The organism is Mesorhizobium sp. M7A.F.Ca.US.014.04.1.1 (assembly GCF_003998745.1).
Classification (GTDB): domain Bacteria; phylum Pseudomonadota; class Alphaproteobacteria; order Rhizobiales; family Rhizobiaceae; genus Mesorhizobium; species Mesorhizobium ciceri.
Window position 1 is genome coordinate 1 of the sequence record NZ_RZRW01000193.1, and the last position, 9,690, is coordinate 9,690.

10 protein-coding genes and 1 pseudogene are annotated in these 9,690 nt (G+C 62.5%); 3 read left to right on the forward strand and 8 right to left on the reverse strand.

Annotated features, from left to right (window positions below; all coding sequences use genetic code 11):
* Window positions 1–657: pseudogene (locus tag EOA22_RS14950) on the reverse strand (MFS transporter); the annotation flags it as partial.
* A 136-nt stretch (window positions 658–793) separates the two neighbouring features.
* Between EOA22_RS14950 and EOA22_RS14955 the strand changes: the two are divergent.
* Window positions 794–1,225, forward strand: a complete 432-nt coding sequence (locus EOA22_RS14955; protein WP_013529500.1) for a DUF4437 domain-containing protein — start codon at window positions 794–796, stop codon at window positions 1,223–1,225.
* Window positions 1,226–1,237: 12 nt separating this feature from the next.
* On the opposite strand, the gene EOA22_RS14960 is transcribed toward EOA22_RS14955, so the two are convergent.
* From EOA22_RS14960 to EOA22_RS14990, 7 genes are all read right to left on the reverse strand, one after another.
* Window positions 1,238–2,323, reverse strand: coding sequence for an ABC transporter ATP-binding protein (locus EOA22_RS14960; protein ID WP_013529499.1), 1,086 nt, complete (start codon window positions 2,321–2,323; stop codon window positions 1,238–1,240).
* On the reverse strand, window positions 2,323–3,426 hold the full coding sequence (locus EOA22_RS14965) for an ABC transporter ATP-binding protein (protein WP_063169050.1): 1,104 nt from the start codon (window positions 3,424–3,426) through the stop codon (window positions 2,323–2,325). The genes EOA22_RS14960 and EOA22_RS14965 overlap by 1 nt, the downstream gene beginning before the upstream one ends.
* Window positions 3,423–3,644 carry a hypothetical protein gene (locus EOA22_RS14970; RefSeq protein WP_013529497.1) on the reverse strand — a complete coding sequence of 74 codons (222 nt, stop codon included), beginning with the start codon at window positions 3,642–3,644 and terminating at the stop codon, window positions 3,423–3,425. The genes EOA22_RS14965 and EOA22_RS14970 overlap by 4 nt, the downstream gene beginning before the upstream one ends.
* Window positions 3,641–4,600: a carbohydrate ABC transporter permease gene (locus tag EOA22_RS14975; protein ID WP_013529496.1), complete on the reverse strand. Its 960-nt coding sequence runs from the start codon at window positions 4,598–4,600 to the stop codon at window positions 3,641–3,643. Before EOA22_RS14975 ends, EOA22_RS14970 begins: the two co-directional genes overlap by 4 nt.
* Before the next feature lies 1 nt (window position 4,601).
* The gene (locus tag EOA22_RS14980) at window positions 4,602–5,507 is read right to left on the reverse strand and encodes a sugar ABC transporter permease (RefSeq protein ID WP_013529495.1); all 906 of its coding nucleotides are present in this window, start codon (window positions 5,505–5,507) and stop codon (window positions 4,602–4,604) included.
* Window positions 5,508–5,572: 65 nt separating this feature from the next.
* Window positions 5,573–6,889, reverse strand: a complete 1,317-nt coding sequence (locus EOA22_RS14985) for an extracellular solute-binding protein (protein ID WP_013529494.1) — start codon at window positions 6,887–6,889, stop codon at window positions 5,573–5,575.
* A gap of 359 nt (window positions 6,890–7,248) precedes the next feature.
* On the reverse strand, window positions 7,249–7,944 hold the full coding sequence (locus EOA22_RS14990) for a TetR/AcrR family transcriptional regulator (RefSeq protein WP_013529493.1): 696 nt from the start codon (window positions 7,942–7,944) through the stop codon (window positions 7,249–7,251).
* 111 nt (window positions 7,945–8,055) lie between these two features.
* Between EOA22_RS14990 and EOA22_RS14995 the strand changes: the two genes are divergently transcribed.
* Both EOA22_RS14995 and EOA22_RS15000 read left to right on the forward strand, forming a co-directional pair.
* On the forward strand, window positions 8,056–9,252 hold the full coding sequence (locus EOA22_RS14995; protein WP_127390056.1) for a Tm-1-like ATP-binding domain-containing protein: 1,197 nt from the start codon (window positions 8,056–8,058) through the stop codon (window positions 9,250–9,252).
* A gap of 13 nt (window positions 9,253–9,265) precedes the next feature.
* Window positions 9,266–9,690 (forward strand): phosphoenolpyruvate hydrolase family protein (locus tag EOA22_RS15000; protein WP_164755452.1); only part of this gene is annotated, 425 nt, incomplete at its 3' end.

Genomic DNA, 9,690 nt, shown 5'->3' on the forward strand with positions numbered 1-9,690 from the left:
ACCTGGAACGTCGCCACCATCAGTCCGCCGGCGCTTTCTGCCTGGTCGGGTGCTGCCCGCACCAGCCAGCTCTGCAGCCCGACCGGAACGGCGCCGAAAGCAAAGCCCCAGACCGCAACGGCGGCAGCGGCGATCGTCGGCGAAGCTCCGAAAACCAGCATCGAGGCGGCGGCCGGTGCGATCAGCAAGGGCGCCAGCCCAACGGCTGCCTTGAGGCTGCGCTCGGCCAGGATGCCGCCGGCGACATTGCCGAAGAAGCCGCCAATGCCATAGGCCAGCAGCACCAGCGAGATCGTCTCGATGTCGAGCACGGGGACCTTCTCGAGGAAGGGACGGACATAGGTGAAGCCGGCAAAGTGTCCCGAAGCGACCAGCAGCACGACCAGCAGCGCCACCCGGATCGACGGACGCTTCAGCACGTGGAGCAAGGTGCGGAAGCTTGCCACACCCACGGGGGGGCAATTTCGGAATGGTGGCCAGCTGCACCAGCAGCGCCAGGGCGGCGACCACGGTCGCAATCATGAAGGCCGTGCGCCAGCCCCAGATGTCACCGACATAGGCGCCGACCGGCGCCGCACAGACGGTCGCCAGCGAAACGCCGGTCAGGATGATCGACATGGCGCGCGGCATCAATCGCATCGGCACCATCCGCAGCGCGGCCGTGGATCGCCGGGTCTGGATGAATTGCCAAGCCTTCCGGACGCAATGCCATTGCCGGGCCACCCGCATGCAATAGCTTGCCAGAACCAGGCAGCGAGAGGCCGGCGGCAAGCCGGTCCGAAGAGGAGAACCAATGCCAAATCATCCGAAGCTCATCGCACTCGCCGTCATGCTTGCGGTTCCCGGGCGCGCCTTTGCCCTCGAGGACAGCTACCTGCCGGCCGACAAGATCCCCTATGTGGCGGAAGTACCCGACCAGCCGCATCGTCTTGGCCCATTGTGGGGCGAGCGGGCCAAGGGTCCGGCAGGCACGTTGCTGAAGGTTCCCGGCAACTGGCGCGCACCGGTCCATGCGCACACCGCGGATTACCGTGCGGTGGTCATAAAGGGGATGTGGGCGCACTGGCAGATGGATGGCGGCGAGGCGACCAAGGTCGAACTGCCTCCTGGATCCTACTGGACCCAGAAAGCCAATGAGATGCATGACGACGCCTGCGTCTCCGACACGGAATGCGTGATCCTGCTGATCAACGACACGCCCTACGAAACCTACTTCCAGAAATAGGCTGGGATGCGGCTACGAGGCGTGACGCAAGCTGACGCCGCTGCCCTTGTCGAACAGCACCACCTTGTCGGGGTTCCAGGCAAAGCGCACCGCCTGCTCGATGGCGACGTCGGTCCTGGCCGGCACGGTTGCACGCAGTGTCGCGTCGCCGACGCGCAGCGTCAGGATCTTTTCGACGCCGTGGTTCTCGACGTCGTGGACACGCGCCTCGACCGGCGCGCCGCTCTCGAGATAGACGTCCTCGGGACGAATGCCGAAGACGAGCGGGCGACCGTCGGTCGCCCCGCCCGCTTTGGCTCCCCCTGAAAAAGGCAATTCGAAATTCAGCGGCGCCATCACCGCGCGGCCGTTCACGAGCTTGCCGTCGATGAGGTTCATCGGCGGCGAGCCGACGAAGCTCGCCACATAGGTGTCGCGTGGATTGTTGTAGATCTCATGCGGTGTGCCGGTCTGGACGATTCGGCCATGGTTGAGCACGCCGACCTTGTCACCCATCGACATCGCCTCGATCTGATCGTGGGTGACGAACAGGAAGGTGGCGCCGAGCTGTATCTGCAGGTTCTTCAGTTCAGTCCGCAGCGCCTCGCGCAGCTTGGCGTCGAGCGCAGACAGCGGCTCGTCCATCAGGAACACACGCGGCTTGCGCACGATGGCGCGGCCGATCGAGACGCGCTGCATCTCGCCGCCGGACAGCCGATCCGTCTTGCGGTCGAGCAGATGCTCGATCCGCAGCGTACGGGCGGCACGGTCGACACGGTCCTTGATCTCGGCGTCGGGCAGCCGGCGAATTTTCGGCTTCAGCGGGAATTCGAGATTTTCGCGCACCGTGTAGCGCGGATAGAGCGAATATTGCTGCAGCACCAGCGCCACGTCACGCTCGGCCGCACCCCAGTCGGCAACGTCGACGCCGTCGATGAAGACCTGGCCTTCGCTGGGCTTCTCCAGGCCGGCGATAAGCCGCAGCGTCGTCGTCTTGCCGGCGCCCGTCTCGCCCAGCAGCACGAAGAACTCGCCATCGGCAATATCGAGATCGAGCCCGGTGAGCGCCGTGTGGTTGCCGAAGGTCTTCGAGATGTTCTTGAGCTGGATATGGGCCATCAGAGTCTCACCTCAAGCGACTTGCCGCTTGCCTTGTCGAAGAAATGCGCCTGGGTCGGGTCGATCCTGGCGAAGACCCTTTCACCGGGTCCGGCAACGAAGCCGCTCTTGGTGCGGGCCCGCAGCAACTCGGTTCCGACCTTGAGATCGACGATGTCGAAGGAGCCGAGCGGCTCGACGATATGTGTGTCGACAGGCACGAAGCCCTCGGTCGCCTCGCGCCGGATGAGCACGCCTTCCGGCCGTATGCCAAGCGCCAACTGGCCGCCGGCATGGCCGTTGAGCTTCGACAGCAGGGCTCGCGGGAACTCGAAGCCGGCGGCGGCTCCACCGACCGTCACCGAAACCGAGGACGTCGTCTCGGCCACCGCCGCATCGGTGACATTCATCACCGGGCTGCCGACGAATTGCGCCACGAACAGATTTGCCGGCTGCGAATAGACCTCGTCGGGCGTGCCGACCTGCTGCAAGACGCCTGCGTGCATGATGACGATGCGGTCGGCCAGGCTCATGGCCTCGATCTGGTCGTGCGTGACATAGATGGTGGTCGAGCCCTGCTTGATGTGCAGCCGCTTGATTTCCGCGCGCATCTCCTCGCGCAGCTTGGCGTCGAGCGCGCCGATCGGCTCATCCATCAGCATGGCTTTCGGCCGCCGCACCAGAGCGCGGCCAATGGCGACGCGCTGCATGTCGCCACCCGAGAGCGCCGACGGCTTCTTGTCCAGCAGGTCGGTGATCTGCAGCGTCTTGGCGACGGAGCGCACCTCGCTGTCGATCTCCGTCTTGCTCTTGCGCGTGGCACGCAAGGGGAAGGCGATGTTCTCGTAGACGCTCATATGCGGATAGAGCGAGAACGACTGGAACACCATGGCGATGTCGCGATCGGCGGCCTTCAAATGCTGCACCGGCTTGCCGTCGATGAAGATGTCGCCCTCGTCGATGGTTTCCAGCCCGGCGATGGCGCGCAGCGTCGTCGTCTTGCCGCAGCCCGATTGGCCGAGCAGCACGATGAACTCGTTGTCGGCGATCTTGAGGTTCAGGTCCTTGATGACCTGGACGGCGCCGAAGAATTTCTGGACGCCGCGAAGCTCGATCTGGGTCAATGCTGTGCTCCCGGATTGCGCACCTGGCCGGTGCCGGCCTTCTCCTCGGGCGCGATCTTGGAGGTTACGTTGAAGCCGACGAGCCCGATCAGGATGATGGTCAGGCCATAGCTGTGCAGCAGCATGTTCCAGGGCTGGCAGAGCGCGACGATGCCGAGCACCATCAATATCTGCGACCCAGGTTCAAGGTATTTCTGGTTGAAGGCGCGAAAACTCATTTGCGGATCGCTCCGAAGGACATGCCGCGCAGCAGATGATTGCGAAGCAGGAAGGTGAAGATGGCGACCGGCAGCAGGAACAGGAAGGTTCCGGAGGCGATCACCGTCCAGTCCGGCAGGCCCGAACCGACCTGGCTCGGGATGAAGGGAGGCGCGGTCTGGGCGCGGCGGTTGGTCATGATCAGCGCAAAGGCGTATTCGTTCCATGCGGTGATGAAACAGAACACGGCGGTGGCGGCGATGCCCGTGGCGGCCTCCGGCAGCACGATCTTGAAGAACGCCTCCATGCGCGTGTAGCCGTCGACAAGCGCGGCCTCCTCATATTCCTTCGGAATCTCGTCCATGAAACCCTTCATCAGCCACACGGAGAAGGACAGGTTGAAGGCGGTGTAGAGAATGATCAGGCCCAGATGCGTATCGTTGAGCCCGACTGCCCGGTACATCAGGAACATCGGGATGGCGACCACCACCGCCGGCAACATGCGCGTCGACAGGATGAAGAAGAGCAGGTCCGCTTCCCCCTTCACCTTGAAGCGCGAGAAGCCATAGGCGGTGAATGTCCCCATGCCGACCGCCAACACCGTCGAGGTGATGGCGATGATGAGCGAGTTCAGGAAGCGGCTCGGATATCCCGACCATTGCACCTGGCCCTTGCCGTCGCGCACGATCTTCTCGCCGCCGTCGAACACGACGCGCTCCCACCACGGGGCGGCGGCATATTCTTCGGCCGACGGCGGGCTGCGCAACTGTGAGCGCTTTGTGAAAAGTTTGACGAAAGGCGAGATGGTCGGCTCGAACATCACCGTCGGCGGGATCGTCGTGGCCAGGTTGCGTGGCTTGAACGAGGTCGCCACGATCCAGTAGATCGGCGCCAGGAAGATGATCGTCACCAAAAGGACGGCGACAATAGCGACCTTGTTGAGCGCCCGTTCACCCGAAGTCTGGACGGCCGCCATCTCAGCGCTCCTTAACTTTGTTGAGGTATTTCACATAGATGTTGGTGATCGCCAGCACCATGATCAGCACGATATAGGCAAGCGCGCAGGAGCGCCCCGTCTGCCATTCCTGGAAAGCCATCTTGTAGAGACGGATGGAAATCACCTCCGTGCTCGGCTGCGTCGACAGCACATAAGCAAGATCGAAAGTCTTGAAGGCTTCCATGGTGCGGAAGATGACCGCGATCATCAGGATCGGCGCGACCAGCGGCAGCGTGATGCGGAAGAAGGTATAGAACGGCCCGGCGCGGTCGATCGCGGCAGCTTCGTAAAGATGCTTCGGCACCGCCGAAAGCCCGGCGAGCGACAACAGCATGACGAAGGGCGACCACATCCAGATGTCCGTGAACGCGACCGCGTAGAGCGCCATCTTCGGGTCGCCGAGCCATTGGAATTTGCCGAGGTCGAGCACGTAGTTGATGACACCCCAGGACGGATCGTAGAGCAGCTTCCAGAACAGGCCGACCACCGCCATCGAGAGCATCATCGGCAAGAGCAGCAATGTCGTGATCAGGCCCTTGAGCGGAATGGTGCGATTGAGCAGCATTGCCGTTCCAAAGCCGACGACAACCTGACCGACGACCGAGACGATGACGTATTTCGCGGTCACCGCGAAATTGTTCCAGATATAAGGGTCGCTGAGGAGCTCGCGATAGTTCTTCAGTCCGACGAAATTGGCCGGCGCATTGGTCGATGCGCGGAAGTCGGTGAAGGAATAGCCGAGCGAATAGATCAGCGGAAAGATGTTGAAGACGATCAGGAACACGATCGTCGGGATGATGAAGAGGTTGCGTATCGAAATGTCGCTGAGGCCGCGAGAGGCGGCTCTGGAGGAGGTATTCAGCGGTGTGATCATTGTGGTCGCCAAGACCTGCTCCCATTCCTGAAAAAGAAAACGGAGGAGGCGCAGGCCTCCTCCGCACTACATGTCGGTTATTGGCCGCGGCCGTATTTCTTGAACGTGGCGTCCCAATCCTTCGCCAGCGCATCCAGCATTTCCTTGGCCGTACCATCGCCGTTTACGATGTACGGATAGACACGCTGGTTGAGCTGCTGCAGCAGTTCCGCATACTCCGGCACCGCCCAGAAGTCCTTGACCTTGAACATCGTGTCGTAGAAGGCCTTGTTGTAGGGCGTGGCGTTCTGGAACTCGGCCGATTCCAGCACGGCCTTGTTGCAGGTGTAGCCGCCGAGGGCCGCCCACTTCTTCTGCGTATCGTCCTGGATGAACCACTTCAGGAATTTCATCGCCTCTTCCTTGTTGTTGGAATAGGAGACGACGGAAATGCCCTGGCCGCCGAGCGCGGCGAACTGCTCGCCACCTGGACCTGCCGGGTTGGCGAAGAAGCCGGTGTTCTTGGCGTTCGGGTTCGACGCCTCGTTGATCAACGAGGGGAAGAAGGCGAAGTAGTTCATGCTCATCGCCGCCAGGCCTTCGGTGATGGCCTGGTTGTTCTCGACGAAAAAGGCGTTGGTCCAGCCCGGAGGCGTGAAGCCGAACAGCTTGCGGTAGTTTTCCGCCGCGGCCACCGCCTTGTCCGAGTTGATGATGCCGTCGACCTTGTAGGTGCCGAAGTCGCCGAGCTCACCGCCATACGAGAACAGCGCGTTCTCGAAGCCCATCGCCAGGCCGTCATACTGGTTCTGTGTGTAGATGGCGATGCCGTAGCGGTTCTGGTCGGGCCTGTTGAAGAACTCCGCGATGTCGGTCATTTCCTTGAAGGTCTTCGGAACGGCAAGGTCGTAGCCATACTTGGCCTTGAACGCTTCCATTTCCTTCGGATCCTCGAACCAGTCCTTGCGGTAGGCCCAGCCCACGGCGTCGCCCTCGGCCGGGATCGACCAGTATTTGCCGCTGTTGCCGGGATATTCGGAGTAGAACTTGACCGTCGCCGGAGCCATCTTGTCGAGAACCTTGTTCTCTTTGACGAAGTCGGTGAGGTCGACATAGTGACCGCCCTCGGAGGCGGCACCAAGCCATTGCGAGTCGCCGACGACCAGGTCATAGGCGCTGCCCTTGGCGTTGAACTCGGTAAAGGCCTTGGTCTGGAAGTCGGCCCACGGGGTGGTTTCCACCGTGATCTTGACGCCGGTTTGCTTCTCGTACTCGTTGCCGAGCTCCTGCAGATAGTTTGCGGGATCCCATTCAGCCCAGAAGATGGTGAGTGACTTTTCCTGCGCGTAAACGGACGTTCCGCAGGCAAGCGTTAAGCCGATACCAGCAAGTACGCTGGTCACTAACTTGCGCATAATGATTTCCTCCCTTGTGCGCGTTCTACCTTATCGTGCGAGCCGGCAACGTGGCCGGCCCTGGTAGTTCCTCCCGTGATCGCACCTTTCCGGTTTCGAGCCTCCTCGCCCCGCCGGAAAATGGATCGCAGCCCTCACTTTCGATCCGCTTTTCTGATCCAATCTGGTATTACCAATTTTGCATGCGCGTCAAGCCCTTTCTTGGCAGCTTGACGTGGCCATTTCCATCGGATTACCGCTTTATCTGCCTGTTTTACCAAGATTTTCCTACTCAGTGATATGATCGGGTATTGTCCAATACCCCACCCAACCGCTAAGATCAGTAGTGTGCATGCCAATCTGGTCGAACCAGTTAGGCTCTATTTCACGACTGCCTTCGGATCGAGGCTGCCTCCTTCATCGACCGATTCCGCCACTGCCGCACGCACCAGCGCCCCGGCCGCCCACTGTGCGACCGACATCGTCCGGCGGCTGTCCAGCCCCCAGATATCCTTGAGCACGATCAGCACCTCGACGCCGAAGATAAGCGACAGCGCCTGTGCCAGCCGCTTGAAGTCGCGCGGCGGCAAACGGCCCTTGAGCGGCGCGATCGCATCCTTCAGCAGGTCGATGCGGTGGCCACGCGTAAAGGCGGGCTCACCGCCCAGCGTGCCGGCCTGACGCCGCGCCCATTGATCGAGCGACAGCTTCAGTGCTGCCTTGAACGTAGCCTCGAAGGCCTCGATGCGCGGCATGGCCGTGTCGAACAGCTCGGCGACCCGGCGCTCGGCATCGGCGGAGGTCGATTGCCAGGTGAGGATTGGCCCCAGCCCCTCGTCGACGACGGCCTGCACCAGTGCCGACTGGCTCGGGAAGTAACGATAGGCGGTGGCGCGGGAAACCTCGGCCGCCTCGGCGACCTCGCTGACCGAGGGCGTGACGCCCGCCTGCATCAGCCTTGTTGCCGTCTCCAGCATCAGCCGTTTGGTCCGCGCGCGCGGCCCACGTTCGGGCACTGGGCCGGTTGCCCGTTCAGCCTCGTCGCTCGCAGCGGATTGTTGACGTGAGACATTCATACCAATACGATACGCACGTCTCAAAAATTTGCAATGGCGTCCGCATCGTCGAGTGGCCCGGGCAATGAGCGATGGGGGCGGCATCGCGCCTGCCAGGATTGGGAGAGCGCAATGAAGCGTATCTATGTGGTGGGGACCGCGGACACCAAGGGCGAGGAACTCGCCTTCCTGGCCGATGCAATCACGGCTGCGGGCGCCCTCGTTTGTCGTGTCGATGTCGGAACGCGCGACGCAACCATCCCCGTCGATATCAGCGCGAGGGAAATCGCCGACCATCATCCCGGCGGCAGTGAAACCGTGCTCGGCGGCAATGATCGCGGCGCCGCGGTCGCCGCAATGGGCATCGCCTTCGCCCGCTTTGCCCAATCGCGCAACGACATCGCGGCCATGATCGGCATTGGCGGCGGTGGCGGCACATCGATCGTCACGTCGGGCATGCGCGCCCTGCCGCTCGGCCTGCCCAAGATCATGGTCTCGACGCTCGCCTCCGGCGACACCGCTCCCTACGTCGATGTCTCCGACATCATCATGATGCCTTCTGTGACCGACATGGCCGGACTGAACCGGCTCTCCCGTGTCGTGTTGTACAACGCGGCTCAAGCCATATCAGGCATGGCGGCCAGCCCGGCGCCACCACCCGACGGCAAACCATCGATCGGCCTCACCATGTTCGGCGTCACCACGCCTTGCGTGACCGCCATCGCCGACCAGCTCCGTTCCGGATATGACTGCATGGTCTTCCACGCCACCGGCACTGGCGGCCGCAGCATGGAAAAGCTGGCCGACAGCGGCTTGCTGTCCGGCGTCGTCGACATCACCACGACCGAAGTCTGCGATCTTCTGTTCGGCGGCGTGCTGCCGGCGACGGAGGATCGTTTCGGCGCCGTCGCACGCACGGGGCTGCCCTATGTCGGCTCCGTCGGCGCGCTCGATATGGTGAACTTCTGGGCGCCTTCGACCATCCCGGAGCACTATCGCGACCGGCTGTTCTACGAACACAATCCCAATGTCACGCTGATGCGCACCACGGCGGACGAATGCCGTGCGATCGGCGAGTGGATCGGCACCAGGCTCGCCCGCTGCGGGGGACCGGTGCATTTTCTCAGCCCGGAAAAAGGCGTCTCGGCGCTCGACATCGAAGGCGGCGCCTTCTTCGACCCGGAAGCCGACGCCGTTCTGTTCGATGCCATCGAGCGCACCATCAAGCCCAACGGCAAGCGCCGCGTGACGCGCCTGCCGCTGCATATCAACGACCCGGAATTCGCAAAGGCAGCAACAGCGGCCTTCCTCGACATCGCAGGACAGTGAGAGACCTCAAAAAATGCCCGCCATACCGCGCAAGGACATCTTGAAGAAATTCAGGGGAATGATCGACAAGGGCGTGCCGATCGTCGGCGGCGGCGCCGGCACCGGCCTGTCGGCGAAGGCCGAGGAGGCCGGTGGCATCGACCTCATCATCATCTACAATTCCGGCCGCTACCGCATGGCCGGGCGCGGCTCGGCCGCCGGCCTGCTCGCCTATGGCAACGCCAACGAGATCGTCAAGGAAATGGCCTATGAGGTGCTGCCTGTGGTCAGACACACGCCGGTGCTGGCCGGCGTCAACGGCACCGACCCGTTCGTCATCATGCCGCTGCTATTGGCAGAGCTGAAGACGATGGGCTTTTCCGGCGTGCAGAATTTTCCCACCATCGGCCTGTTCGACGGCAGCATGCGGCAGAGCTTCGAGGAAACCGGCATGGGCTT